The sequence below is a fragment of the Dyadobacter luteus genome, assembly GCF_003383615.1.
Lineage (GTDB): Bacteria > Bacteroidota > Bacteroidia > Cytophagales > Spirosomataceae > Dyadobacter > Dyadobacter luteus.
This window is the reverse complement of sequence record NZ_QNUL01000015.1, coordinates 16,197-41,638: the sequence shown is the minus strand read 5'-3', so window position 1 is coordinate 41,638 and position 25,442 is coordinate 16,197. Positions and strand designations below refer to the sequence as shown.

The 25,442-nt window shown below is 42.8% G+C and carries 21 protein-coding genes; 14 read left to right on the top strand and 7 right to left on the bottom strand.

What is annotated here, in order from left to right:
• Nucleotides 1-172 precede the first annotated feature (172 nt).
• Nucleotides 173-820, bottom strand: coding sequence for a DUF1684 domain-containing protein (locus DSL64_RS17585; RefSeq protein WP_115832236.1), 648 nt, complete (start codon nucleotides 818-820; stop codon nucleotides 173-175).
• 189 nt (nucleotides 821-1,009) lie between these two features.
• Between DSL64_RS17585 and DSL64_RS17580 the strand changes: the two genes are divergently transcribed.
• The 7 genes from DSL64_RS17580 (at nucleotide 1,010) to rodA (ending at nucleotide 10,351) form a co-directional block, all read left to right on the top strand.
• Complete coding sequence (locus DSL64_RS17580) at nucleotides 1,010-1,387, top strand: response regulator (protein WP_115832235.1); 378 nt, start codon at nucleotides 1,010-1,012, stop codon at nucleotides 1,385-1,387.
• A 5-nt stretch (nucleotides 1,388-1,392) separates the two neighbouring features.
• Nucleotides 1,393-2,154, top strand: coding sequence for an MBL fold metallo-hydrolase (locus tag DSL64_RS17575; protein WP_115832234.1), 762 nt, complete (start codon nucleotides 1,393-1,395; stop codon nucleotides 2,152-2,154).
• A 58-nt stretch (nucleotides 2,155-2,212) separates the two neighbouring features.
• A complete protein-coding gene (locus tag DSL64_RS17570; protein WP_147300381.1) occupies nucleotides 2,213-4,183 on the top strand; it encodes a glycosyltransferase family protein in 1,971 nt (656 codons plus the stop codon).
• Nucleotides 4,184-4,282: 99 nt separating this feature from the next.
• A complete protein-coding gene (locus tag DSL64_RS17565) occupies nucleotides 4,283-5,365 on the top strand; it encodes a PLP-dependent cysteine synthase family protein (protein WP_229217126.1) in 1,083 nt (360 codons plus the stop codon).
• Nucleotides 5,366-5,416: 51 nt separating this feature from the next.
• A complete protein-coding gene (locus DSL64_RS17560) occupies nucleotides 5,417-6,994 on the top strand; it encodes an NFACT RNA binding domain-containing protein (RefSeq protein ID WP_115832232.1) in 1,578 nt (525 codons plus the stop codon).
• Nucleotides 6,995-7,146: 152 nt separating this feature from the next.
• Complete coding sequence (locus DSL64_RS17555) at nucleotides 7,147-9,039, top strand: penicillin-binding transpeptidase domain-containing protein (RefSeq protein WP_115832231.1); 1,893 nt, start codon at nucleotides 7,147-7,149, stop codon at nucleotides 9,037-9,039.
• A 19-nt stretch (nucleotides 9,040-9,058) separates the two neighbouring features.
• A complete protein-coding gene (gene rodA, locus DSL64_RS17550) occupies nucleotides 9,059-10,351 on the top strand; it encodes a rod shape-determining protein RodA (protein WP_115832230.1) in 1,293 nt (430 codons plus the stop codon).
• Between the two features lie 165 nt (nucleotides 10,352-10,516).
• Here the strand turns inward: rodA and DSL64_RS17545 are convergent, their stop codons facing one another.
• Nucleotides 10,517-10,897: a DUF423 domain-containing protein gene (locus tag DSL64_RS17545; RefSeq protein WP_115832229.1), complete on the bottom strand. Its 381-nt coding sequence runs from the start codon at nucleotides 10,895-10,897 to the stop codon at nucleotides 10,517-10,519.
• 161 nt (nucleotides 10,898-11,058) lie between these two features.
• Between DSL64_RS17545 and DSL64_RS17540 the strand changes: the two genes are divergently transcribed.
• The gene (locus tag DSL64_RS17540) at nucleotides 11,059-12,102 is read left to right on the top strand and encodes a glycosyltransferase family 9 protein (RefSeq protein WP_115832228.1); all 1,044 of its coding nucleotides are present in this window, start codon (nucleotides 11,059-11,061) and stop codon (nucleotides 12,100-12,102) included.
• A 14-nt stretch (nucleotides 12,103-12,116) separates the two neighbouring features.
• Here DSL64_RS17540 and DSL64_RS17535 read toward each other — a convergent pair whose 3' ends face one another.
• On the bottom strand, nucleotides 12,117-12,779 hold the full coding sequence (locus DSL64_RS17535) for a YggS family pyridoxal phosphate-dependent enzyme (protein WP_115832227.1): 663 nt from the start codon (nucleotides 12,777-12,779) through the stop codon (nucleotides 12,117-12,119).
• A 140-nt stretch (nucleotides 12,780-12,919) separates the two neighbouring features.
• Between DSL64_RS17535 and DSL64_RS17530 the strand changes: the two genes are divergently transcribed.
• From DSL64_RS17530 to rplI, 4 genes are all read left to right on the top strand, one after another.
• Complete coding sequence (locus tag DSL64_RS17530; protein ID WP_115832226.1) at nucleotides 12,920-13,861, top strand: DUF8428 domain-containing protein; 942 nt, start codon at nucleotides 12,920-12,922, stop codon at nucleotides 13,859-13,861.
• A 156-nt stretch (nucleotides 13,862-14,017) separates the two neighbouring features.
• Entirely contained in the window at nucleotides 14,018-14,413 is a 396-nt protein-coding gene (gene rpsF / locus DSL64_RS17525; RefSeq protein WP_115832225.1) for a 30S ribosomal protein S6, read from the top strand.
• A 3-nt stretch (nucleotides 14,414-14,416) separates the two neighbouring features.
• Nucleotides 14,417-14,668 (top strand): 30S ribosomal protein S18, encoded by a 252-nt coding sequence (rpsR, locus tag DSL64_RS17520; RefSeq protein ID WP_015811483.1) that lies wholly within the window; start codon nucleotides 14,417-14,419, stop codon nucleotides 14,666-14,668.
• 20 nt (nucleotides 14,669-14,688) lie between these two features.
• Entirely contained in the window at nucleotides 14,689-15,141 is a 453-nt protein-coding gene (gene rplI, locus DSL64_RS17515; RefSeq protein WP_115832224.1) for a 50S ribosomal protein L9, read from the top strand.
• A gap of 170 nt (nucleotides 15,142-15,311) precedes the next feature.
• On the opposite strand, the gene lysM is transcribed toward rplI, so the two are convergent.
• Nucleotides 15,312-15,770 carry a peptidoglycan-binding protein LysM gene (gene lysM, locus DSL64_RS17510; RefSeq protein ID WP_115832223.1) on the bottom strand — a complete coding sequence of 153 codons (459 nt, stop codon included), beginning with the start codon at nucleotides 15,768-15,770 and terminating at the stop codon, nucleotides 15,312-15,314.
• 213 nt (nucleotides 15,771-15,983) lie between these two features.
• On the opposite strand from lysM, the gene DSL64_RS17505 reads away from it, so the two are divergent.
• Nucleotides 15,984-17,615: a glycerol-3-phosphate dehydrogenase/oxidase gene (locus tag DSL64_RS17505; protein WP_115832222.1), complete on the top strand. Its 1,632-nt coding sequence runs from the start codon at nucleotides 15,984-15,986 to the stop codon at nucleotides 17,613-17,615.
• Between the two features lie 40 nt (nucleotides 17,616-17,655).
• Entirely contained in the window at nucleotides 17,656-18,708 is a 1,053-nt protein-coding gene (locus DSL64_RS17500; RefSeq protein ID WP_115832221.1) for a beta-ketoacyl synthase chain length factor, read from the top strand.
• Between the two features lie 29 nt (nucleotides 18,709-18,737).
• Here DSL64_RS17500 and DSL64_RS17495 read toward each other — a convergent pair whose 3' ends face one another.
• Genes DSL64_RS17495 through DSL64_RS17485 form a run of 3 tightly spaced genes read right to left on the bottom strand, consistent with a single transcriptional unit; the run spans nucleotide 18,738 to nucleotide 25,388 of the window.
• Nucleotides 18,738-19,979 (bottom strand): NAD(P)/FAD-dependent oxidoreductase, encoded by a 1,242-nt coding sequence (locus tag DSL64_RS17495; protein ID WP_115832220.1) that lies wholly within the window; start codon nucleotides 19,977-19,979, stop codon nucleotides 18,738-18,740.
• Nucleotides 19,980-19,981: 2 nt separating this feature from the next.
• Nucleotides 19,982-21,511: a phytoene desaturase family protein gene (locus DSL64_RS17490; RefSeq protein WP_115832219.1), complete on the bottom strand. Its 1,530-nt coding sequence runs from the start codon at nucleotides 21,509-21,511 to the stop codon at nucleotides 19,982-19,984.
• Between the two features lie 16 nt (nucleotides 21,512-21,527).
• Nucleotides 21,528-25,388 (bottom strand): trifunctional MMPL family transporter/lysophospholipid acyltransferase/class I SAM-dependent methyltransferase, encoded by a 3,861-nt coding sequence (locus tag DSL64_RS17485; RefSeq protein ID WP_115832218.1) that lies wholly within the window; start codon nucleotides 25,386-25,388, stop codon nucleotides 21,528-21,530.
• Nucleotides 25,389-25,442 lie beyond the last annotated feature (54 nt).

The window sequence follows — 25,442 nt, the reverse complement described above, 5'->3', positions numbered from 1 at the left end:
CTGAGAGTTCCTTCATGGTTATGTTATGTGGTATTTTGGTTACGGTCAGTCTGAATTGTTCGTTAACTCAGGAATTTTGTAAGCTTCAACTTTTCTCATACGAACCGAATTGCAAAACTAATAATTTAAGTTCTAAGAGTACGGAAACGGCCCGTTGATCAGCGATTTTTATTTAATGTACGCCTTCTTCCACCTGTTCACCTGCCCAAAGAGGAATATGCAACGTATTTTCTGCCGGCGGGACAGGACATGCGTACTCAGGTTGGTAAGCACAATAAGGGCTGTACGCATTATTGAAATCGAGAATCAGTGTATTGTTTTTGATTTCTGAAACTGGATAATCAAGATAACGGCCTCCACCATAGGTTTCTTTGCCGCTCGTTTCATCACGGAAGAGTACAGAGATAACGCCTTCGCTTTTGAGCAGCAGGAGCTTATGATCCTCCCCGTTTATTTTAAAATGAGCGTAGCCATAACGTTCATACTTTTCGGAGGTGCTGTCTGTGTACGGGATAATCAATTCTTTGTCGTCCTTCATGTAAGGAGAGATTGTCGCTTTCACGCGGTACTCGGGATTTACTTTAAAATAATGTAAACCATGGAAGCTCTCCTTGTCTTTAATCGGAGAATCGGGACCGGTACGGAAAAGCTCATCTTTGGCAGCACGTTCCTTATTGATCTTTTCTATGTATTCCTGAGGGCGTGTAACGGCTATGTCTTCCGAGGATTCGGAACCGGGTAGGTTTTCGACAACGAAATAGGTGAGGATTGCAATTACCATGGCAATTGTGCTCCATCTGATTACTTTATTTTTGAACATGTTTGGTGTAGTTCGATGTACTGAATAAAGTACAAACTTACATCTCAAAGACTGGTTTGAAAATGTATAAGACGTTTATTTACTTTTTTTGATAATTTTGAAACTTGCGACCGGAATCATTTGCGATCTTGGATTAAATATGCCTAACTTGACCTTATTATTTATTAAACACAATACCTGATTCATCATATGTCATACACAAAGCGAGTACTCATTGCCGAAGATAGTTCCGTAATTCAAAATCTGGCAAGGAAGATTCTGGAATTTCAACACTACGAAATTACTTCCGTGAAGAATGGAGAGCAAGTGTTACAACTTCTTGAAAAAGAAGATTTTGATATTATTTTGCTTGATATCAACATGCCTGTGATGGACGGAATGGAATGTGCAAGAAGCATCAGGAAATTGTCGGATACCAAAAAAGCAAAAACACCGATTGTAGCTATAACGGGTAATGCTAAAAATTACTCGGAAGAAGATTTTAAAGAAGCCGGATTTGATGACGCGCTGATGAAACCATTAAATTTTGACCGCCTTGTGGAGGTAGTGGCACATTTGACGGAATAATCCGGATGAAGATTACTTTTTTAGGAACCGGCACATCGCAAGGAATACCCGTTATTGCTTGCGATTGTGCCGTTTGCCATTCTACAGACCCAAGGGATAACCGTCTTCGCACTTCCGTATGGGTGGAGACACATGGTAAATCCTTTGTGATTGATACCGGACCGGACTTCAGACAACAGATGCTGAGAGCCAACGTGCCTGACATTACAGCTGTGTTATTTACGCATCAGCATAAGGATCATACAGCCGGCCTGGACGATATAAGAGCATATAATCACAGGCAACAAAAGGATATTCCTTTGTATGGCCGCCAATCCGTTCTGAATCAGATCAAAGGAGAATTCGCTTACGCTTTTAGTGAACAACGGTATCCGGGCGTTCCCCATTTTGAACTTAATCCGGTAGAAAACCGCCCGTTTTCTATTGAAGGTGTTTCAATTACGCCAATAGAAGTGATGCATCACAAGCTGGCTGTATTTGGGTACAGAATCGGTGATTTTACATACATTACAGATGCTAACTATATTTCGGAGCAGGAACAGGAAAAAATCCTCGGTTCCCGCGTGTTGGTACTGGACACCCTGCAGAAAGAACCGCACCTTTCGCACTTTACGTTATCTCAGTCTTTGGAACTCATTGACAAACTGAACATTCCTCAGACCTACCTGATTCATATGAGCCATAAGTTGGGAAAGCATGCTGATGTAGAAGCTGAGCTCCCGCCACATGTACGCCTGTCGTATGACGGCCTGACTATTGAACTATAATTACACACACAGAACCACTAATTAAATCCGACTAAATTATACCTCTACTCAGTAATTAATGATACTTCTTTTACCCATAGCGATCTTGCTGGGCACAGCGGGTAGTTTCATGGCTTTTCATATAAATGCTAATTACCCTCTCCGGCGTTCCCTTTTGTCAATGGCGTTCGGTTTGTTTCTTTTTATTGCCTTATCCACTGAGTTTCTGAGTTTTTTTGATGCAATTACTAAGACAGGAATTACGGTTTCTTGGCTGTTTCTGAATTGTGCGCTCGGGTGGTGGTGTTTTAATTTACAAAGAAAAAATGAAGTTCGGTTTGCTGATTTGCCTCGATTGTGGGCCGGCAGATTCGCAGCATTCCGGCAGTCTCTGGGCAGTCTCACGCAGGTTGTGCTGTTTTCTGTACTGACTATTACGCTTGTCGTTGCCATTGTGGCAAAGCCTAATAATATTGATTCTCTTTGCTATCATTTGAGCCGCCTGGGTTACTGGCTACAGAGTGGGCACGTGGAACACTACGCCTCTCATATTGAGCGCGCCATATCCTTTGCTCCGTTGTCGGAGTATGTTCATTTACACACTTTTGCATTGTCGGGAGGTGACCGTTATTTTCAGCTTTTGCAATGGCTGTCATTTACCGGAATTTTGTTTTATGTATCAATGCTCATTGCACTGTTGGGCGGCAGTACTTCTGCCATGAAAATGGCTCTTTGTTTTGCCATCACTGTACCTATTGGTGTGCTTGAAGCGATGACTACACAAAATGATCTGGTTGTCTCTTTCTTCATAATTGCCGCGGTTTATTACATATTCAGCTTTCTGAAATACAGTCTCAAAACAGACCTTTTTCTCCTGGCGATTGCCGTAGCGATGGGAATCATGACAAAAGGGACGTTTGTTTTCTATACACTACCTTTTGCATTGTATTTTCTGGTTGTTTTGTTGAAACGTGGGTACTGGAATGTCCTTGTAACCACAGGTTTGATGGTTGTAATGCTGACTTTGTTATCAAATGGTCCTTTCTGGTACCGTACATTTAAGATTTTCCAGAGCCCGATCGGGACAATGAGCTCTGGGAATCAGAATGATACCAGAGATCACCGTGTGTTTGCTTCTTCAGTGTCCAAACATGTATTTCTGCATCTGGGATTTGTCTCTCCCGGCGACCGCTACAATGGATATCTGCAACAGGTTCTTACGGATTTTCATGACAGACTGGGTATTCCGCTCGACTCGCCGTCTGCAGGGATGCCTTTCAAAATGAATAAGCTGAATTTCAATGAAGACTTTGCCCACAATTTTCTTGCGATGTGGCTTATTCTTTTCGGAATGCTGGCTTTGCCATTTGGAATTATGAACTTCCAGAGCAAGCTGTATTGGTCGCTCACATTTTTTGCTTTCCTGTTCTTTTGCTATTTCATTGGCTATCAGGTTTACGGATCCAGGATTCATCTGCCTTTCTTTATGCTGATGGCCCCGGCCATTGGTCTTTTATATTCCATGCTGAATGGTATTATCCAAAAAATACTCATTCTGACACTCTGGTTGAACGCATTGCCGTTTGCCTTATTGAGTTCGACGCATCCTTTGCTTTCCACCAGGTGGTTTTTTGAAGAAGTTTTCCCGGTGATTAATAAACCACTTCAGCTTAATATTCAACCGGAAAAACTCTATAATCTTAAGCAAAAAAGTATTTTGGAGAGTACCCCGGGAGAAATGCTCTGGGGAGAGAATTGGCCGGAAATCCAGGAAATGGTAGCGTTGATTGATACTGTTAACGCTCAAAATATCGGATTTGATTTTGAAGAATATAGCCATGACTACGCGTATCAATATGCAATCAAAAAGGAAGGGCGGCGATTTGGTCACGTAATGGTCAGAAATCCTTCTGTTTCGCTGGAAGACAAAGATTTTCGTCCGGACTGCATCGTTTCTGAGCATCAAAATGCTGACATCATTGTATACAAAGGAGTAACCTATCACAGAAAATGGAGTGGAAGGGGAAGGTCGTTGTATATTCCCAACTGATTCTGAGCGGGAAAACCCAGACTATGATCGTTTGAAACCGTTGTTTTCTTGTATCCTGTGCAGGATGATTTCATCTTTGTAGAAAATATCGTTCTGCAAGTGGAATATTCAGCAAACAAAATAAGCAAAGGCACATCCTGGTTAAGTAATGCAGTTTCAATAATAGAAGCTGACTATCAGCGTTCTGCGGATACGCATCTGGTATTCGTGAAACTACCCGGATTTTCAGATATAGATTTTTATTTCAAAGACGAGTCGACGCACCCCTCAGGAAGCCTCAAACACCGGCTTGCCCGATCTCTTTTTCTATATGCGCTATGCAATGGATGGGTGCATGAAGGAACCACCATTGTTGAAGCGTCGAGTGGTTCTACCGCCGTATCGGAGGCCTATTTCGCCCGATTACTCGGCTTGCCGTTCATCGCTGTGATGCCCAAAGCTACAAGTACAGACAAGATTCAGGCTATCGAATTTTATGGAGGGAAATGTCATTTTGTGGATCATCCCGCTGAAGTATACGAGGTTTCTCACGCAATTGCCAGGGAGACGGGCGGGCATTTCATGGATCAGTTTACATTTGCCGAACGCGCAACAGACTGGCGCGGGAACAACAACATTGCAGAATCGATTTTCAGGCAGATGCAACACGAAAAATATCCTGTACCGAACTGGATTGTGACAGGAGCCGGTACGGGAGGTACTTCTGCAACGCTGGGAAGATACGTGCGGTATGAATGCCATTCAACTCAAATAGCTGTAGTTGATCCGGAAAACTCTGTTTTCTACGACTATTGGCAGCAACGGGATCAGACACTTTGCAGCCCATACGGCTCCCGGATTGAAGGCATAGGACGTCCAAGAGTAGAGCCCTCGTTTTTACCCAGTGTGGTAGATCATATGATCAGAGTGCCGGATGCCGGAAGTCTGGCTGCGATGAGAGTGCTTAGTCACTTGCTGAACAAAAAAGTAGGCGGATCAACAGGAACAAATTTCTGGGGTGTGCTGAAGCTTGCCGGGCAAATGCAAAAGCAGGGCGAAAAGGGTTCGATTGTAACACTGATCTGCGATTCGGGAGAACGGTACCTCAATACCTATTATAACGAACAATGGCTGACGGATGCAGGGCTTCTGGAAGAAGTAAAAAAGGAAGAAGCAGTTTTACTGCATTCATTGTCAAATTGATTTCCGGATAAAGCAGGGGAGAAGTCCGCTGTTTTTAAATACAATAACAAATTGCATCAGAATTATTATTTTCTAAAAAAGCTGGTTCCCCGTCTGAATAAAGAACTGACTGGAAAATTACTTGTTGAAACTTTCAGTCAGGAAAAGGACGAATTGGTTCTTGTCTTTGCGAACGCTTACTCCGAAGATTCGCTGGAAAATCCGTTTTTTATAAAAGCGATGATGCGATCTGATTTTTCGAGTTTGAGCTTTCCTGAAAAATTTGATCGGGCCCGTAAAAACAGTGTCAATCTTTTCGCAAGATTTGAAGGCCTCAGGATTGCTTCTGTCGCTACTTTTCAGAACGAAAGAGCGTTTGCTGTGAATTTTGAAAATGGGAATACGCTTGTTTTTAAAATGTATGGAAATCGTTCGAATCTGATTGCTTTTGATTCTCATGGAGCTGTTTCGGAAGTTTTTAACAATAAACTCGGAGCTGATCATCAGCTTACACTACATGATTTTAACCGACCTATTGAGCAAAGTTTCGAAGCTTATGTGGAGCAGAACCTTAGGCACGAAGCATTATTCCCAACTTTCGGAAAACAGATCAATAATTATTTAAAGGCTCAGCTTAGCGAAGCTACAGAACCCGAGGCACGTTGGGAAATCATACAGTCTGTGCTTGCTGAACTGAATAATGACACTTTTTATCTTGTTCAATACGAGCACGTTACTGCTCTTTCTTTTCTTCCCTTAGGAGAAGTAAAAGCGACATATACAGATCCGATCGAAGCTTTGAATGCTTTTTATTATGCCTTTATCCGTCTTACAGGAATTGAGAAGGAAAAAGGAGAAATTATCAGGATATTAAACAAGAGGTTGCGGCAAACGGAAAGTTTTCTGGAAAATACATTCAGCAAACTTGTTGAGCTGGAAAGTGCGATCAGGAATGACGAGCTGGCAAACATCATTATGGCCAATTTGCATCAGATCCCGGCGAGAGCGGAGTCAGTTGAATTATATGATTTTTACAGAGATCAGCCTATTCGCATCAAACTGAAAAAGGACCTCACGCCACAGAAAAATGCTGAGGGCTATTACCGTAAATCTAAGAACGAAAAAATTGAGATTGACAGGTTGAATGAAAACCTGGCCGCAAGGGAGGAAGAGAAGATACAAATTGCCGGACACCTTGCATCAATCAATACCATAGAGTTGCTCAGGGAATTGCGTACTTACATTAAAGCAAATGGATTGACCGGTGCAGCACCGAAAGGAAGTGTACCGGCAGCCGAGCTTTTCAAAAAGGTAGAGTATATGGGGTATGTGATACTCGTTGGTAGAAATGCCAAAAACAACGACTTGCTTACCAGGCAGTATGCTTCAAAAGAAGATTTATGGCTGCATGCCAGAGATGTAAGTGGCTCCCATGTTGTGATCAAAAAGCAACCCGGTAAAAACTTCCCGGCGCCGGTGATCGAAAGAGCTGCCGAGCTTGCTGCATTTTATTCCAAAAGAAAGAATGATAGTTTGTGTCCGGTGATTGTAACGGCCAAAAAATATGTGAGAAAATTGAAAGGAATGCCCGAAGGAGCCGTTACAATAGACAAAGAAGATGTGGTAATGGTTGTGGCCAAAGGGGAGTGATTTCTATAATTTTAACCAGTGCGTTAACGGTTTTACAGTATTGCGAAAATTGTGTTTAAATTCCTTGATAAAGCCACGAACCTGTCTTTGATAAGTCTTTTGATATCACGAACTTCGCGTAAAAATTGAGAGAACAGGATTATTAGTGCAGAATGCTTGAAAACCGACGCTTCGTCATCATTGGATTTTTTGCTATTGTAGGGTTGATTTATCTCGCCCGACTTTTTTACCTACAGGTATTGGATGAGAGCTATTCTATAGTTTCATCAAGCAACTCCATCAAACGTGTAATTGAAATTCCTTTTCGCGGTCAGATCTATGACCGGAATGGAAAGCTGATTGTTTATAACACCCCTGTTTACGATTTAATGGTTACTCCAAGAAAAGCGAAGGTGGAGGATACGCTTCGTTTTTGCAGGGTGTTAGGTATTGAACGAAGGGAGTTTGACAGCTTAATGAATGTGGCAAGTGTGTACAGCCGTAATAAGCCATCTGTATTTCTGCGGCAGCTTTCCAAAGAGGATTTTGCATCGATTCAGGATGTGATGGTGGATTACTCCGGGTTTCAGTTTGTCAAGAGCTCTTTGCGTACGTATACGGCTCCTACGCTGGCGAACACGCTCGGGTATGTGAGTGAGATCACCAAGAAGCAGCTGGATGCGCAGGAGGAACCCTATTACAGGCAAAGTGATTACATTGGTCAGAGTGGGGTAGAGAAAATATATGAGAATGAACTGAGAGGGAAACGCGGTACGAAGTTCGTGATGCAAAATGTGGCCGGAGTATACAAGGGACCCTGGAAAGGTGGCGAACTGGATACGATGGCAGTAGCCGGAAGCAATCTCTATTCCGGAATTGATTTGGAAACGCAGCAATATGCTGATAGTCTGATGGGACATAAGGTGGGGAGTGTTGTTGCCATTGAGCCTTCAACAGGGCAAATTATATCCATGGTTTCGGCTCCAACCTACGATCCAAATATATTGGCCAGCAGGTTTTTCTCGAAAAACTATTCAGCTCTGGTAAGAAATCCTTTTAAACCTTTGTTCAACAGACCGGTCATGGCAAGTTACCGTCCCGGATCGACGTTTAAGCTCATACAGGCATTGGTAGGTTTGCAGGAAGGGGTCGTAACTCCCGGATCGGGATTCAGTCATGCCAATTGTCCGGTAGGGTGCCACAACCACGCTGCAACTACATCGATTGCGTTGGGGGTGACGCATTCATGTAACCCGTATTTTTATCACTTGTTCCGGCGGGTAATTTATAACAATAAGATCTCCAATACTTTCAAAGCATCTGCAGCCGGGCTCGAAGACTGGCATACTCGGGTTAGTAAGTTCGGGATTGGTCAGCAGCTTGGGATTGATCTGCCCAGTGAGCGTAAAGGAAACCTTCCTGATAAAAAATACTACGATAAGATATATGGCGAAAACGCCTGGAAGTTCTCTAATATTTACTCAATCAGTATTGGTGAAGGTGAGATTTTGATTACACCATTGAAGATGGCCAACGTGGCAGCTATTATAGCGAACAAGGGTTATTTTTATACACCTCATGTTATTCACGGAGTGGGGGACCAAAAGAAATTGGATCCGATGTACACGACACGCCGTGAAACGAATGTGGATGCCCGGCATTTTGCACCCGTCATTGAAGGTATGATCGGAGCTATCCAGTCTGGTACAGCTAAAAGTGCGCGTATCGAAGGTATTACTGTTGCAGGGAAAACAGGTACCTCTCAAAACAAAAAGGGAGACGATCACTCTATTTTTATCGGTTTCGCTCCGGTTGAGAATCCTAAAATTGCTATTGCAGTATTTGTGGAGAACGGAGGATTCGGAGGGCAGGCTGCTGCACCTATTGCAGGCCTTATTATGGAAAAATACCTGACTGGTAAAGTGACCAACAAGGCATTGGAGAAAAGGATGATGGAGCTGAACCTGCTCAACAAGGTGGTACTGACTCCTGAACAACGCGCGATGCTGAAATCCGATACGTTGCGGAAAAAAGCGCCGGAAAGTAATAGTCTTCTGAAGAAATAGATCTTAAATCATTATTAGTTTGAAAGAGAAACCTGAGGGTAAGCCCATAACCAAAAATGTGGATTGGGTGGTTGTCTTGATTTACCTGGCTTGTCTTGCGATAGGCTGGATAAATATCTATGCAGCAGTATATAATCCGGAAGTAAATACCAGCATGTTCGATTTGTCTAACAACGCAGGTAAACAGCTGATGTGGATTGGAACAGCTGCGATTCTGATTACCTGTATTTTGGTGATTGATTATAAGTTTTACGAAACGTTTTCCTTCATCATATATGCGATAGTCATCTTTTTGCTCGTGGTTGTTCTCTTTGCAGGATCCAATATCAACGGGTCCCGGTCCTGGATCAAGTTAGGAGCCTTCTCTCTACAGCCGGCAGAGTTTTCCAAGCTGGCAATCAGCTTGGCTATATCCAAGTACCTGAGCGATCCGGTTATAAGTCTGAACCGTAAACTAAAGGATTACTATCCGATCATTGGTATTATTGCGCTTCCCGCATTGCTCATTCTCTTGTCTAATGAAACAGGATCAATGCTCGTTTTTGCTTCGTTTGCTATTGTGCTGTATAGGGAAGGAATGCCGGGCATTATTCCTGCTATTGGTATGATCGCTGCTGCACTGCTGATCATCACTTTGCTATTTGTAAAATGGTACATCGCCGGGGTGATTGTTATTATCGCAGGATTGGTGATCTGGCTGATGCCTGTAATGACCCGCAGAAGAGGAGGGCTATGGGCTACAATTCTGGTGGCGGGTGTGATGATCGGGATTGTTTTCGGGGTTGATTTCTTTATGAATAATGTACTTCAAAAACACCAGCGCGGCAGAATAATGGTATTGCTTGACCCGGATTCCGATCCTCGTGGAGACGGATGGAACGTGATTCAATCTAAAATTGCCATCGGGTCAGGAGGACTTACAGGAAAAGGGTTTCTGGAAGGAACGCAAACGAAGTTTGACTTTGTGCCGGAGCAAAGTACCGACTTTATCTTTTGTACAGTAGGTGAGGAGCACGGGTTTGCAGGAACGCTTGTAGTGGTGACACTTTTTGTATTACTTATTTCCAGGCTGGTCATTCTTGCCGAACGACAGCGAAGCCGCTTCGCGCGGGTATATGGCTACTGCGTTGCCGGTATTATTTTCTTTCACTTTATGGTGAATGTCGGGATGACCATAGGTCTGATGCCTGTAATCGGAATACCTTTGCCGTTCTTCAGCTATGGCGGGTCATCCCTATGGTCATTTTCGATTTTGCTGTTTGTCTTTTTGAAGATCGATGCGCAAAGACCGTTTACGCTGTCGAGAAACTGAATTAAGAATTAAGAATTAAGAATTAAGAATTAAGAATTAAGAATTAAGAATTAAGAATTAAGAATTAAGAATTAAGACTGTGCCTCTGTTGCGATCAGTATCGGGCTCAGGTGTGGCTAATGATCATGAATTATTCATTCTTCACTTTTAATTCTTAATTCCTCTTTAACTTAGTTTCGCCGCAGCAACGACCAATAGTACCCATCCCACAATCAGAGCCAGCCCGCCGATAGGTGCGGTGGCACCGAATTTAGTGATGCCTGTAAAACAGATGGCGTAAAGGGAACCCGAGAAAATAATTACGCCGATAGCAAAGGCATTTCCTGACCATCCCAGTAAACGTACCGCATCCTGTCCTGCTCCTTTCATCAAAAGTCCTACCAATACCAGGGCGATTGCGTGATAAAACTGATATTTAACAGCAGTTTCGAAGGTTTCAGCTCTGCCCGAAGCTTCCAGCATTCCTTTTAAAGCATGTGCTCCAAATGCACCGAGAGCAACTGCCAGCGCACCGAGTATGCCTCCGGCTTGTAACATAAATTTCATATATAAAGCGATTATCAGGTTTGAAGTGTGGTAATGATACATCTCCCACAGCCTGCCAAAGGTACTTTCAGATGCCAGATCAACCAACTGTTTGAAGGGATTTTATTAACTTGCGTGCCCGATTGGCAATTGTCGGTCGCCCGATTCTAAGTTTTATTTCAATGACCATATCACGATTTCGCCAGCTCTGGACACACCGCTATCATAAGTACTCTCATATTTTTAAGGCTGTCTGGCTGGGCTATATGGCTGCCCTGAAATTCCTTATTCTGAAAAGTGAACTGAAAAAAGGACGGAAGCTGATTGCTATCATCAGGACAGAACACTTTGGAGATATTGTCGCTGCTGAGCCGCTTTCCCGTCATGTACGCAGTTTGCACCCCGAAGCTTATATTGTGTGGTTTGTGAAACCTGCTTTTAGTGAGCTGGTGAGTTACAATCCTGTGATCAATGAAGTTTTTGGTGAGTTCTGTGTTACCCAGCGGCGTACACTGCTAAAGACTGGCGTATTTGATGAGGTATTCGAACTTCAGTTCAAAAACAATAATCAGTGTGCTAAATGTGATGTATTTACAGACAATCCTGTCGCTGAACAGCGTGGGATTAATGTCCTGAACTACTTTAATTTTGGTAATTTGCTGAATGTGTTTGCCAAGACATCCGGCTTATTGCCTGTTGATGAAAGCTTTGCCGGTGACGACAAACCCCGTTTGTATCTGCAGGATCAGCATCGCTTAAAAGTGGATTCTCTGGGCGTTCTGAAACCATACATTGTAATACATTGTCAATCCAACTTTGCTCCCAAGGATTGGCCAGCAGCCCGCTGGGAACAATTGATAGAATGGCTTACTGCCAATTATAACTATCAGATTGTAGAGATCGGTTTGAAGAGTAATCTGAATGTCTCTACAACTTCTTATACGAATCTCTGCGGCAAGCTTACCATACTCGAAACCGCAGAGGTGATTCGCCGCGCTAACTTTTTTATCGGTCTGGATAGCGGCCCGTCACATTTGGGTAATGCAACGGGAACGTACGGTATTATTCTGATGGGAGCACTGGTGACTTTTTCTAGTTACAATCCTTATTCGGGAGGATATGGAAGTCAGGAAAATGCGGTATTTGTTCGTAAGGAAGGACTGGCCTGTGCCGAGCTTTCTTTTGAGTTTGTACAGGATGAGGTAAAGAAGGTTTTGGATAGATAGAAATCAGCTTAGCTCTATCGGCTACCGAATATCGCGCTTCCTACACGAACCAAGGTGCTACCTTCTTCCGCTGCAATGAGGTAATCGCCGCTCATTCCCATGGATATTTCAGTTAACTCCACGTTGGAAGCATCATATTTTTTCAAGGAGTAGGAAAGGTTTTTCAGGCTCCTGAATTCTTTTCTCACCTGATCCGCATCATCTGTATTGGATGCCATTCCCATTAGTCCGACGATTTTAATATTGGAAAGTGCAGGCAGCTCCTCAGATGTCAGTATTGCAATTGCCTCCTGCTCCGATAAACCAAACTTGGTTTCTTCCATAGCGATAAAGATCTGCAGCAGACAGGGGATGACTCTGTCATTTTTCAGCGCTTCTTTATTGATCTCTTTCAGAAGCTTGTAGCTATCCACGGAATGGATCATACTTACAAACGGAGCAATGTATTTCACCTTATTGCTTTGTAGGTGACCGATCAGATGCCATTCAATATCCTTGGGCAACAAATTGTATTTTTCAGTCATTTCCTGAACCTTATTTTCGCCAAATCTGCGGAATCCTGAGTCGTAGGTTTCCTGCAAAACCGGGACAGGCTTGGTTTTTGTTACGGCAACCAGCTTTACATTTTCCTTAATTTCAAGCTCTATATTGCGAATATTCTGTGCGATTGAGGACATATTTCGTATCAACGTATTGGTAATTAGTGTATTATTGAGGCGATTTGGAGTTTTGCTCCCAGAAATCACAGGCAACTTATTTCAAAATTGAAAAAAACATAGTTCTTTTACCAACTAATTTAAAATTTAAACGCTCTTCCATGGACTATAATCAAGAACAAAAACAAGATCGGAAAACCCTGCTTTGGGCAGCACTGGCAGTATTGCTGTTGCTTAATCTGGTCCTGGTTTATTTCATTTACCACGAGAAGCAAGAGAACAATCTGAAAGACGATATTATTACAGCCAAAACCGAAGAGGTTTTATTTACAAAGACAAAACTCGATTCTATCTCCGCTCAGCTGGATATCAGAATTGCGGAAATCCAGCAGTTAGGTGGAAGTGTAGACTCACTGGTTGCACTTAAGGCGCAGTTGGAAAGAGATAAACAGGATTTGAAAAATGTAAACAAATTTGCGACAGCTGATTACAATAAAAAAATCAAATCTTATGAGGCTGTTCTGAACCAAAAGGACAGCGAAATTGCGCAGTTGAGACAAGAGTTGGGTATTGCAACTTCGAAAAATCAGCAGTTAAGTGATCAGGTGAGCGGTCTGGAATCTGAGCGCAGTAAACTGAACGACTCTGTAAGCAATTATTCTGCTGCTAATCGTGAACTGTCCGAGAAGGTGAATCTGGCATCTGCACTACGTGCTGAGAACCTGACCGTGAATGCAGTTTCTTCCAAAGGGAAAGAACGTGACGGTGGAAAATACAAAGCAAAGCGTATCGACAGGCTTAAAGTGAATTTTAAACTGGCTGAAAATGCTGTAGCGAAACAAAACGAGAAGGAAATCTATCTGCGCATCCTTGATCCAGACGGAGCAGTGCTTTCGGACATGGCTACAGGCTCAGGTTCTTTTATGTTCAATGGAAGAGAGGTGATTTACAGCTCTAAGCAAACTGTCAGTTTCAACAATACAGGCCAGAATGTAGATATTTTCTATGGCAGAGGTGGTATTTCAATGAAGGAAGGAAAATATGCTATTGAAGTCTACAGTGAAGGCTTCAAAATTGGTCAGGGAGACTTTACCGTGAAATAAGCTGTGTCAGAGCAGCGTAAGTTGATATATTTTAGTTTGAATTAGAAATAGGGCTTGGAATTATAGATTTCAAGCCCTATTTTTGCACCCTCATTTCAGTATTTGTATTGAACTGAGGAATTTTTAACAACTTTTTTATAATTAATCAATAACCGTATGTCTAAGCAATACGAAACGGTGTTCATCTTAACTCCCATTTTGTCTGAGGCCCAGGCAAAGGACGCCGTTGAAAAATTCAGTGCTATCATCACATCAAACGGTGGTGCTATAGTACATGAAGAGGATTGGGGATTGCGTAAGCTGGCCTATCCGATCCAGAAGAAAAATTCTGGTTTTTATCACATCTTCGAATACACTGCAACTGAAGGAACTGCTAGTTCTGGTAATGTAGTAGATGTTTTGGAAACTGAATTCCGTCGTGATGAGCGCGTTTTGCGTTTCATGACCATCGCTCTTGACAAGCATTCAATTGCTTACAACGAGAAGAAACGTAAGGGTCTTGTTGGAAGAAAGAAAGAAGAATCAACTGAATCAAAAACCGAAAACGCATAAGCTATGTCACTCGTAAACGAACCGGTTGAGAAAAATATTAACCGCAAAAAATACTGCCGTTTCAAAAAAGCAGGTATCAAATATATCGATTACAAGAACCCAGACTTTTTGCTGAAGCTTGTAAACGAGCAAGGAAAAATCTTGCCACGTCGCCTTACAGGTACTAGCTTGAAATATCAGCGTAAAGTATCACAGGCAATTAAGAGAGCACGTCATTTGGCATTATTGCCTTTCGTTGCTGATCAATTGAAATAAATTAGAAAGAGCTACGAACAATGGAAATCATACTTATAACAGATATAGCTGGAGTAGGATATAAGAACGATATCGTAACTGTGAAAGCAGGATACGGTCGTAACTACCTTATCCCACAAGGCTTTGCTTTATTGGCAAACGCGTCAAATCGCAAAATTGTTGCTGAAAACGTACGTCAGGCAGCTCACAAAGCTGAGAAACTGAAAAAAGATGCTGAAGATATCGCATCTGCTATCGGTGACCTGACAATCGATATCCGTACTGTAGTGGGTGAAAGCGGCCGTATCTTCGGACGTGTTACTAACACTCAGGTTGCAGATATTCTGAAATCAAAAGGTTTTGATATCGACCGTAAGAAAATTACTGTTGATGATGTTAAATCTATTGGTACTTATTCAGCACTGATTGATCTTCACAAAGAAGTGAAACACAAAATCTCTCTGAACGTAATTGCGGCAGAGGATAACAATTAATAAGGAGAAAATTTAATTTCTCACAAACGGTACGAAACGGGCAGCTCCAAAAGAGTTGTCCTTTTTGTTTATGGATAGTTTTGAAAGGTTCAGCACAAAAAAACCGAAACACCTTTAGAGCGTTTCGGTTTTAAGAGCAAGCTACCGTCGGAGTAGCTCATATTCACCGATTATAAAGAAGGAATACGCAATACTTGTCCCGGATAAATCTTATCAGGATGCGTGAGCATAGGTTTGTTCGCTTCGAAAATAATTGGGTATTTCATCATATCGCCATAAACAGTCTGGGCAATTTTAGAAAGCGTGTCGCCCTTCACAACTGTATGATACGTTGCTTCGACTGTCGGTGTAGCTACAGACAAGCGATTATCTACAACTTCAACACCTTCCACGTTGCCTACAGCAAGCGCGATTTTTTCTGCATCTGCCTGTTCAGCAACCTCACCTTCGATTGTAACGGTATCACCGGAAGTTTTTACTGTCAGGGAATTGTAAGGAAGTCCCAAGGCCTTCACGTGCGCAAGCAATGCACTGGCACGAATTGGTTCAACCTCCGGAGTGGGAGCAACAGTTTCTTCTTTTTTAAAGATTTTCTCTCCAACTCCCTTGAAAAATGACATTAATCCCATAATAATTTTTTAGTTTTTTGTAAGTAAAGTGATAAAATTTACATTCAAAACTAGTCTTATTTTAGCATTGAACAAGTGTGAGACCAATATATAACAGATAAGTAACAAATTACGTACCAATAAATTTTTTCCACACCCCATGCGTTACACTTCTATTTGTATTTTTGCAATCGGCGATAATACCATCTGCTGTAATCAGTATAGGCTCATTGTATGAATAGAAATCAATCCCTGGTTAACCTTGAAAAGGACGAATTTGATATTTGTATAATCGGAGCAGGAGCAAGCGGAGCCGGTTGCGCACTGGATGCAGCGCTGAGAGGGTACAAAGTAGCTCTTATTGACAGGCAGGATTTCGCTTCCGAAACATCCTCCAAGTCTACCAAGCTGATTCATGGAGGTGTTCGTTACCTTGAACAGGCATTCAAAAAGCTGGATTTCGCACAGCTTAAGCAGGTTCGGCATGGACTGGAGGAGCGCCATTTGGTATTAAGCAACGCCCCGCATCTAGCTCGTCCACTGGCTTTGGTTACCCCTGTAAAATCCTGGATAGAAGGTTTGTATTTCACAATCGGCCTGAAAATGTATGACAGCTTCGCTTCTGATGATACATTGCCGAAGAGCAGATGGTTGAAGAAGTCAGAACTGCTTAAAGACGTACCCACACTTAATCGTAGCAACATTCACAGTGCAGTTTTGTACTACGACGGTCAGCTGGACGACGCCCGGTATTGTCTTGCATTGGCGCAATCTGCCTCCGAAGCGGGCGCGGTAGTAGCGAACTATGTAGAGGTAACCGGATTCGATAAATCTGAACAAGGTAAACTAAAAGCAGTTCAGGTTCGTGACAGACGGTCAGGAAGGTCATTGTCTATCAAAACAAAACTTGTACTGAACTGTACAGGCCCGTTTTCAGACCATATCCGTTTGATGGGGAATCCGGCTCTGCCCGAAAGGCTACGGCCCAGTAAAGGCGTTCACGCTGTGCTTCCTTATGATACACTGAATAGTGATTTCGCGATGCTGATCCCCAAGACTTCTGATGGAAGGGTCGTGTTTGCTATCCCGTTTGAAGGAGCTATGATTCTTGGTACTACGGATACTGAATGTGATAGTATTGATCAGGAACCTGTGCTGAATGCTGTAGAAAAACAGTATCTGGCTGATACGCTCAATCCTTATCTGGAAAAGAAAATAGATATATCAAAGTTGACCGCGGGGTTTGGGGGGCTTCGTCCTTTGCTTTCTGCTGAGACCAGTAAATCTACCAAAAGCCTGCTTCGGGATCATGAGGTAGAGATAGACCCTGTTTCGGGTTTGGTGAGTTTGCTCGGAGGGAAATGGACCACTTACAGACTGATGGCGAAGGACGCTGTTGACCAGATCGATCTCCTTTTCAATCAGAGAAATGAGTGTACCACACAAAGCCATAAGTTAGCAGGCGGAGCAGGTTATCAATATGAAAATTATAAGAAACTATCTGCGCAATATGGTTTGCCTGTGGATGTTTGTCAGCATTTGGTGAAAAAATATGGTTCGCGGGCTGAACAGGTTTGTATCCTGACAGCGCACGACGCGAGCCTGAAAGAGCGGATTGTTCCGGCACATTGTTTTATCAAAGCCGAAGTGATTTATACAGTAAGAAATGAAATGGTGGAAACACCGAGGGATTTTCTGGCAAGGCGTACGAGGCTGGAAATTATTGACTGGAAAGCAACGTTGGCCGCTTTGCCTGTTGTGGCTGTCCTGATGGCGGAAGAGCTCCACTGGACAGAGGAACAAAGAGCTTCTGAAACAACGACTTATCAGCAAATCCTGAACAAATTTATGGCGGCGGCTGAATGATCATACCGACTGCTATAAGACAAAGTGAGTTTTAAATTTTATGTATATAACAGCATCGGCTTGCATTTCAGCACAGAAGTCCTTTGACAGTTCCTTCTGGAATGGTGATATAATCAGTTACAAAGGAAATAGATACACCGCCGTAGAGCCCTCTTATGGTACGCTCATTCCGGCAGGATTACTGCGAAGAATGGGTAAGGCGGTACGAATGGGAGTGGGGGCAGGTTTGCCATTGATTCAACAAAATCCGGATTTAGGAGGTATTATATTAGGAACTGCCAACGGCGGTCTGGAAGATTGTCTCAAATTTCTGAACCAGATCGTTGACTACAATGAAGGCACGCTCACGCCCACCAATTTTGTTCAGAGTACTCCTAATGCAGTAGCGGGAAATCTTGCGTTGATGAGCAAAACTACTACCTACAATACCACACATGTACACAAGGGACTGGCATTTGAAAATGCGATGCTGGATGCTTTACTTTTGTTAGAAGAGGGTAATGCTGATTCGGTGCTGTTGGGTAGCGTGGACGAAATATCAGAATACAACTACAATATTGATTATCTGAACGGTTACTACAAAACCTACGAGGCGTCTTCTGAAACAGTGTTAACAGACAATACGCCAGGATCGGTATGCGGGGAGGCAGCAGTGATGTTTGTCGTGAAGAGTTTGCAATCGGATCAATCCCTGGCAAAAATTGTAGATGTAGACCAGCTGGGTCAGTCCGATTCTGATGAGATTTTAATCCGGCTCAGCCATTTTTTGGAAAAGAATGAGGTGTGTGCGGATGATATAGATGTTTTGATTGCCGGGTACAGCGGGGATAATCGCACCGATTATTTATATGATCAGGTGCGGGAGCACTTTTTCCGGGAAACGGACATTTATACTTTCAAGAATTTATCCGGAGATTATCCTACCGCAACAGCATTTGCCACCTGGCTTGGAACGGGAATTCTAAATGGTGAGCAGGCGCCGGCTTCGTTGATATTGACTGAAAACTGCAGAAAAGAGCGTCCTGAGTATGTTTTGATTTACAACCATTACCAGGGAGTACAACATAGTTTTATACTGTTGAAAGCAGTCTGAATACAACTGCCTTCAACAGCAGATATGTGTTATTCCTGGTCCTCCTGTGCTTCTTTCATTTTAATAACCTTTGCAAGGGTAGGTAATATCGTGTCGTGTTTTTTCACGAATGGGTTTGTCGTATCCCATACATAACCAGCCAGTACCGAACATATCTGGTTTTTGATTTCCAGGTCGATATGTTTTGCAAAAACAATAGATTGGAAATCACCCGAATACCATCCGGTTACGTAGCTTCTGAATACGTTTATTCCGTTTTGAACCACATCTTCATATTCTGTTTTCCAGTTCACATTTTCTCCCTGCAGGTGCTTGTGCGTCATTTTTGCTGAGAGCAGGCCCGATGCAGTTGCGAAGGTCACACCGGATGAGAAAATAGGATCCAGGAACTCGGTGCTATTGCCGGAGAGTACGAATCCATCGCCGAACATCGTTTTCACACCTACCGAATAACCCAGAATATTACGGGGCTCAAATTTCAGTTCCGAGTGTTCAAAACGTCCGTTGAGGTCTTCGAAATTGCGAATGAATTCTTTGTATTTTTCTCCATTGTTGGCAGCCATGTCTTCAATTTTTTCTCTGTCGCCCACAATACCTACAGAAGTAGAGCCATCCGAAAAAGGAATCGCCCAAATCCAGGATCTGTTGTTGTCGAAGGAATGGACAAAGATATTATTGCTGGTTGTTTCTGTACGTCTGTTATCTTCCAAATGCGCAAATACAGCTCCGCGTGGAGTGAAGGACGATGGTTTACTCAGATCAAAAAGACGCGGTAAAACTCTACCGTAACCACTTGAATCGATAATAAATCGTGATTCAATCTGATGAATTTTCCCTTCGGCATCACGGTACTCCGTAATCTGACGTTCCCTGTTTGCATCCACGCTCAACACCTCACATTCAAAATTCACACTTACTCCTTTAGCTCTGGTTGCTTCTGCAAGTGCCAGGTCGAAATCGGCTCTCTTTACCTGCCAGGTATACGACCAGCCATTGGTAAACTGCTCTTCAAAAAGAAATTCACATCTCTTTTCTCCACGCATGAAAGCAGCTCCCGTTTTCTTCTGAAAATGTTTAGCTTCAATTGCTTCGCGCAATCCCGATTCGGTCAAATGCTCCATACAGCACGGCAGCAGACTTTCTCCGATCTGGAAACGTGGGAATTTTTCTTTTTCCAGAATGGTCACTTCATAACCTTGCTTTCTTAGATATGATGCGGCAACAGTACCAGCGGGGCCTGCACCAATTACGAGTACGTCAATTTTTTGCATGATCAGGCATTTACAACTTTTTTAATAAGTTCATTTTTATCAACGAATGCAAAGCAGGTTACGAAAGCACTTACAGTGACACCCAGTATTCCGTGCATGGAAATGTTCTGTCCGGTCAGATGCAGGTTCGGAATTCTCGTTCTTGTGTTCACCTGGCTACGTGCCGGGGAATTTGAGTTTTTGGAGATTCCATATAATGAGCCGTCTTTGTTTCCTATATAGTCCCTGAAAGTCAGCGGAGAAGCACTATGTACATGCTTTATTTTCTGACGAATACCGGGGAAAACCTGTTCGATTCGGTTTAATACTTTTTCTTCTCTGTCTTTTTTAAAGGCTTTATAAAGCGCTTCACGGTCTCCCGGAGAAGCTATTGTACTGAAAGTGTGCGCCCATTGTTCAGTTTCACAGCTTTTCATATACGTCATGATTGACATTGATTCCGCAAACTTAGTATTTCTTGACAAATAGGGTGTACAAATGAAGTACGTTTGTGGCCAGGTTTCTTCTTCGTAGTCAATACCGTCCCACACATCTTCAATATGGTGCTGGTAAATATTATGATTCAGGTATTCGAATGAATTTTCCAGAAACGAAACATGAACCAGAAAGGTCGAGATTGTATTCGGAAGGGTCGTAATCCTGTTTCGGTAGACACTCAGAAACCGGTCTGGTCCAAAAATATCAATGGTTACGGCGGGATGCACGTTGGAGATAAACTGCTTTCCCCTGACAACCTCACCATTTTCCAGCTCTACATGGCTGATATTTCCATCTTCATGATACGACGCACCAACTACTTTTTTGTGTTTATGTATTTCACCACCAAGTTCCCTGATCCGGCGACTCATCAGAATGGCAATTTGCGAACCACCATCAGCAAATTTATATGCGCCTGACAGATAGCTGTTGACGATTAGGGCATGTACATAAAAAGGTGTTGTCTCTTTCTCTCCGGCATAGAGCTGGTTGGAGCCTGCCAGCACATTCTGCAGACGCTTATTGCTTGTGAGAGAAGCAATGTATTCAAAGGCATTAAGTTGGAGCAGACTCTGATCTGTCTGGTAACTTTCTCCGGTTGTTCGCAGGTTGTAAAGCGGAAATTTGCTGCAAACTTCTTTCAGTTTTGCGCAGTAGGTTTTAATAGCCTGAGCCTCCTCCGGGAAGTAGCCAATCATCTTTTCTTCAAAAGCTTTATGGCCTTGCGGATAGTCGTATTCCTTTCCATCATCAAAGCGGATGACGTCAAACCCGTCTTCGTCAAGTCTGTGAAGCTTAAGCTGATCTAAAATTTTGAAATACCTGAAAAACTTGTTCAGATTTTCTCCATCGTTCATGCTGCCCACATAATGAACCCCTGTATCGAAGATGGTTTTATCCCGGCTGTAAACTTGTAAATGACCGCCAATCTGATGGTTTTTTTCAAGAATAACCACGCTGTGCCCTTCCGACGCCAGAATGTAGCCACAAGCCAGTCCTCCCAGACCGCTTCCGATAATTACGAAGTCAAATTCCTTTTCCGTTAATTGTGGCATAGTGCTGCTGAGGTAATCAATAGAGGTTGATAGCGGATGTGGGGGAGATCTTTCTCAAAATGAAAAGTACGTTGGAAGTCGTGCCGGAATGTTGCTGCATTTCAAACGTCAATCCGTGGGAGGCCGCAAAGTCGCGGATATCCTGTGACGAAAAGAAATGAAAAGCTTCCATTTTTTTATTAAAAGAAAAAAGTCCGGTAGAAAGCGCCTCTGTACGTTCAGTGTTGCGATGTTTTTCCTGCTGATCCGTGATGCCATCACGTATGAAAAGTATGCCATTCTCCGACAACGCACGTTCACACTCAGCCAACAAAGAAAACTGTTTTTCCTGTGATATATAATGGAGCACATCATTTAAAAATATGACATCCTGTTGTCCAAGATCCAGATACATCACATCCGCAGAAACAAAACTGAGCTGGTTCGTTTTGTTATAACTGTTTTTTGCAATTGTTATTTTAGCCTCGTCATAATCCACACCTCTTACCACGCGCCCGGCATTACAATAATGCAGGTAAAAGGAAAGATAGCCGTAACCGCAGCCAATATCCAGGATGTTTTTCCGATTTTCGATCAGCGTATTGTAGTAGGCGAAATTCTTTTCCTCCAGCCTCCATTTCGCTTTAAAATACCATTCGAGTACTGGACCTTTAAATACATAATTGGTAAAGATACGGTGCTTCAGATAGCGTGTATCTTCCATTTCTGTTTTATACCTATCGTATTGAGATTTGAAGAACTGGGAAATACTTTTGGTTTTATCTCGCAGGGTATTACCCCATTGAGGATCATTGTAATGAATGCGAGGAAGCAAACGGACATTCAATGCGCCGGGTCTGATCAGAAAATCTCCTTTGGGCAAAACTTCATGAGCTCCGTGGATAAGCAATGGTTGAATATCAAGCCCGAGTTGTTCTGCAAGGTAAAATGCTCCTTTATGAAATCGCCCGATTGTGCCGTCTTCAGATCTAGTTCCTTCCGGGAATACCAGGAGTGAATAGCCGTCAGCCACAAGCTGCCGCATTTTTTCTATGTTTTGTTCCGGACCATCGTCGGTATATACATAACCCGCGTAGCGGATGATAGGACCAAAAAAGGGCGATTTGTAAACCCAGCCTTTGACCATCAGCACGATCTTCGGATTAAGCATGATGGCCAGAAGTATATCCAGAAACGAATTGTGATTTGCGATCAAAATCACCGGCTTGTCTGTTACGAGATTTTCTGTACCTGAAATATTTTTTCTGACATGAGGACCTGAATAGATCACCGTTTTGGCATAAAAAGACAACGAGTTGTTAATCATTGCTTTTTTCTTCTTTTTCGAAACAGGTAGCAGCAATATAGTCACCAGTTTGGAATGTAAAAACAGGCAACCGGACAGGAAATAGGTAAAGCTGGAAATACTGATCAGAAATGGAAGCAGGGTAACCGGTGGACGTTTTCTCTCAATTCTATCCTGTACAAATAAGTCAAACAGGATGGGCTGAAGGGTGAATGAGATAATTAAAATACAAACAATTCCCAGTACACTTACCAGCGCAATGGAATGAATTGCAGGATGTTCGGCAAAGAAAAGAGCTCCGGTTCCTACAATGGTGGTGATGGCAGAAAGAAGAATCGCAGATTGATAGGACCGAAGTGTTTCGCGGCCGGTTTTGTATTTGTTCAGTAAGCCGTCTGTTACAAAAATGCTGAAATCGTCACCCAAGCCAAAAATAAATGTAGTGATAACGACATTGACAAAGTTGAACTTGATACCCAATAAAGCTGCTATGCCGAATATCCATATCCAGCTGATGGCCATGGGAAGAAAGGTGAGCAGGGTAAGTTCGATCCTTCCGTAAACGATCAGTAGAGTAAAGAAGACGATAGAAGCAGAAATCAGCAGAATGAAGTTGAAATCTTCCTTCACCATCGTCAGAAGTGATTCTGCCATTTCCCCCCGGTCGAATACCGAAACGCCGGCGATAGACCTCAGTTCTGATTTCACAAGCGTCAGCTGCGACTTTGGAATTGTAATGGTCGTGATCCAGGTTGTACCAGTCGAATCGGTAGCTGAGAGATTAGATAAACCGAGCTGTTTTAACAACTCATCTTCATCCGTTGGATACCTCATGGTACCATTAATCCAGTTCTTAAACGGATTAAAAGCATCTATACTCAATCCCGTTGTTCTGATAGCCCGATCCATGGACGAAAAAGTCTGTTTTTTTCGCTCGCTGCTCCAGAATTCGTTCCACTGTTTGTTTCTTTCTAAAGCAGTTTTGTTTGAAAGAATCAGCGCTCCGGATGAAACAAAGTTTTTGATCTTTCCTCTGAGTTTGAAGCTTTTTGCTTTTTCATAAACAGCAAGATTAATATCCGCTGCCGCTTCCTTGTCTTTTGAAGTGGCAAAAACATATATCCGCTTATCCAGATCCGGATTAATTCCTGTCAGGCTTTCCTCTCTCTTTTTCAGCTCTTCGTCCTGCATGCTCAGGTTATCGAAGCTGCTGTCAAATTCTGTAAAACGTGCAAAATAGAGGAAAACGATAGTAAGGACACCTATGATAGTTAGAATAGCAGGTTTAGCCTTTCGGGGAATTTCCGGTATGCGAAACAGCTTTGCCTCCTCCGGAATTTTTCGATAGTCAAATTTGAAAAAATCCAGTACTATGGGAAGTCCAATGACTGTGAAGACTGCAGCACCAATAAGACTTAAAGCAGCAAAAAGTCCGAAATCCTGCAGGACGACGGAATTGGTAAATTGTAGGGCAGTAAATGCCAAAATGGTAGTAAGGCTTCCCGTTAGCAATGGCGCACTGACTTCCCTGATCGTTGTCCCTGTGGAGGCGGTATGCCTCAGATGGGTAAAAAAGTGGAATGCGTAATCCAGCAATATGCCAAAAATAACTGCGCCGGTGGCCAGTGAAATTCCTGATATTTCCGGTCTGAGAAATCCTATTATTCCCAATGCGAAAATTCCCCCGAATAAACCGGGGAGAATAATGTAAACAGGGATGAGGATTTTTCTGTAATAAACAATAAGTATAAGTACGATGATGACCAGGGCGATCACCATGGTTCGGGTTGAATCCTGTTTCACCTGAATCGCATTTCTGGCTGCGATTTCAAATGTGCCGAAATATGACAATTCATGATGCGGGTGTGCGGCGTTCCACTTCGCACTCAGGCTTTCAAGTTGGTGAAAGAGCGCCACGTTGATTGCCGAATTGCCGGAGTCATAGGAAGTGGAGGCGGTTACGATAATATGTCTGCGATCCGCCGAAAACATGACCCCATCTACTACAGTCATACCCGAGGCATTGTTGAGCGCATTCAGCTGCTGGAAGTAACGGGTGGTAATGCCGAGAGGGTCATTAATAACGAATTGTTTAATGAAGTTCCCACCCGGCGATATCAGCTGATTATAGGTAGACGTAACTGAACTTCTGATAGAATCGGGCGCGATTTTTTGGCCTATATACCTGTAATAAGACGAATCAATCAATTCCGGAAAACGGGAATAGGTGTAATTATAGACGTCTTGCTGAATATCCGGTCTTACTGCCTGAATGTTTTTGATGTATTTGCCAGGTATGAAGGAAAGAGAATCTGCCAGACTCTCTACGAGTTGAAGCGCTTCATAAGATTCTGTTTCCGGGTCGTTTTCCAGAGAAAATACAATTTGATTGATGATGTTTTTGTTATCAATCAATTTTGTGAATTCTTCAAATTTGTCACCTTTGGGCAAGGTGGAAAAAATGCTTTCTGTGACACGGAGTTGGGAAATTCCATAGCCCAAAACTCCGATCAAACCGATCAGGAATAGAAAAAAAACAGCTTTGTGTCTGGAAAGGAGCAGATTTAGCCTAAATAATAATTCTCCGATCATGAACTGGTTAAACGTGAGTGTCTGGCAAAATTAAGGAAATGTAGGTGTTTGCCC

Coding starts and splice junctions, on each gene's coding strand:
- rpsF (WP_115832225.1), top strand. CDS start 14,018: ATGTCTAAGCAATACGAAACGGTGTTCATCTTAACTCCCATTTTGTCT.
- DSL64_RS17580 (WP_115832235.1), top strand. CDS start 1,010: ATGTCATACACAAAGCGAGTACTCATTGCCGAAGATAGTTCCGTAATT.
- DSL64_RS17495 (WP_115832220.1), bottom strand. CDS start 19,979: ATGCAAAAAATTGACGTACTCGTAATTGGTGCAGGCCCCGCTGGTACT.
- rpsR (WP_015811483.1), top strand. CDS start 14,417: ATGTCACTCGTAAACGAACCGGTTGAGAAAAATATTAACCGCAAAAAA.
- DSL64_RS17490 (WP_115832219.1), bottom strand. CDS start 21,511: ATGCCACAATTAACGGAAAAGGAATTTGACTTCGTAATTATCGGAAGC.
- DSL64_RS17545 (WP_115832229.1), bottom strand. CDS start 10,897: ATGAAATTTATGTTACAAGCCGGAGGCATACTCGGTGCGCTGGCAGTT.
- DSL64_RS17505 (WP_115832222.1), top strand. CDS start 15,984: ATGAATAGAAATCAATCCCTGGTTAACCTTGAAAAGGACGAATTTGAT.
- rplI (WP_115832224.1), top strand. CDS start 14,689: ATGGAAATCATACTTATAACAGATATAGCTGGAGTAGGATATAAGAAC.
- DSL64_RS17530 (WP_115832226.1), top strand. CDS start 12,920: ATGGACTATAATCAAGAACAAAAACAAGATCGGAAAACCCTGCTTTGG.
- DSL64_RS17570 (WP_147300381.1), top strand. CDS start 2,213: ATGATACTTCTTTTACCCATAGCGATCTTGCTGGGCACAGCGGGTAGT.
- DSL64_RS17540 (WP_115832228.1), top strand. CDS start 11,059: ATGACCATATCACGATTTCGCCAGCTCTGGACACACCGCTATCATAAG.
- DSL64_RS17500 (WP_115832221.1), top strand. CDS start 17,656: ATGTATATAACAGCATCGGCTTGCATTTCAGCACAGAAGTCCTTTGAC.
- DSL64_RS17535 (WP_115832227.1), bottom strand. CDS start 12,779: ATGTCCTCAATCGCACAGAATATTCGCAATATAGAGCTTGAAATTAAG.
- DSL64_RS17575 (WP_115832234.1), top strand. CDS start 1,393: ATGAAGATTACTTTTTTAGGAACCGGCACATCGCAAGGAATACCCGTT.
- DSL64_RS17485 (WP_115832218.1), bottom strand. CDS start 25,388: ATGATCGGAGAATTATTATTTAGGCTAAATCTGCTCCTTTCCAGACAC.
- lysM (WP_115832223.1), bottom strand. CDS start 15,770: ATGGGATTAATGTCATTTTTCAAGGGAGTTGGAGAGAAAATCTTTAAA.
- DSL64_RS17585 (WP_115832236.1), bottom strand. CDS start 820: ATGTTCAAAAATAAAGTAATCAGATGGAGCACAATTGCCATGGTAATT.
- DSL64_RS17555 (WP_115832231.1), top strand. CDS start 7,147: ATGCTTGAAAACCGACGCTTCGTCATCATTGGATTTTTTGCTATTGTA.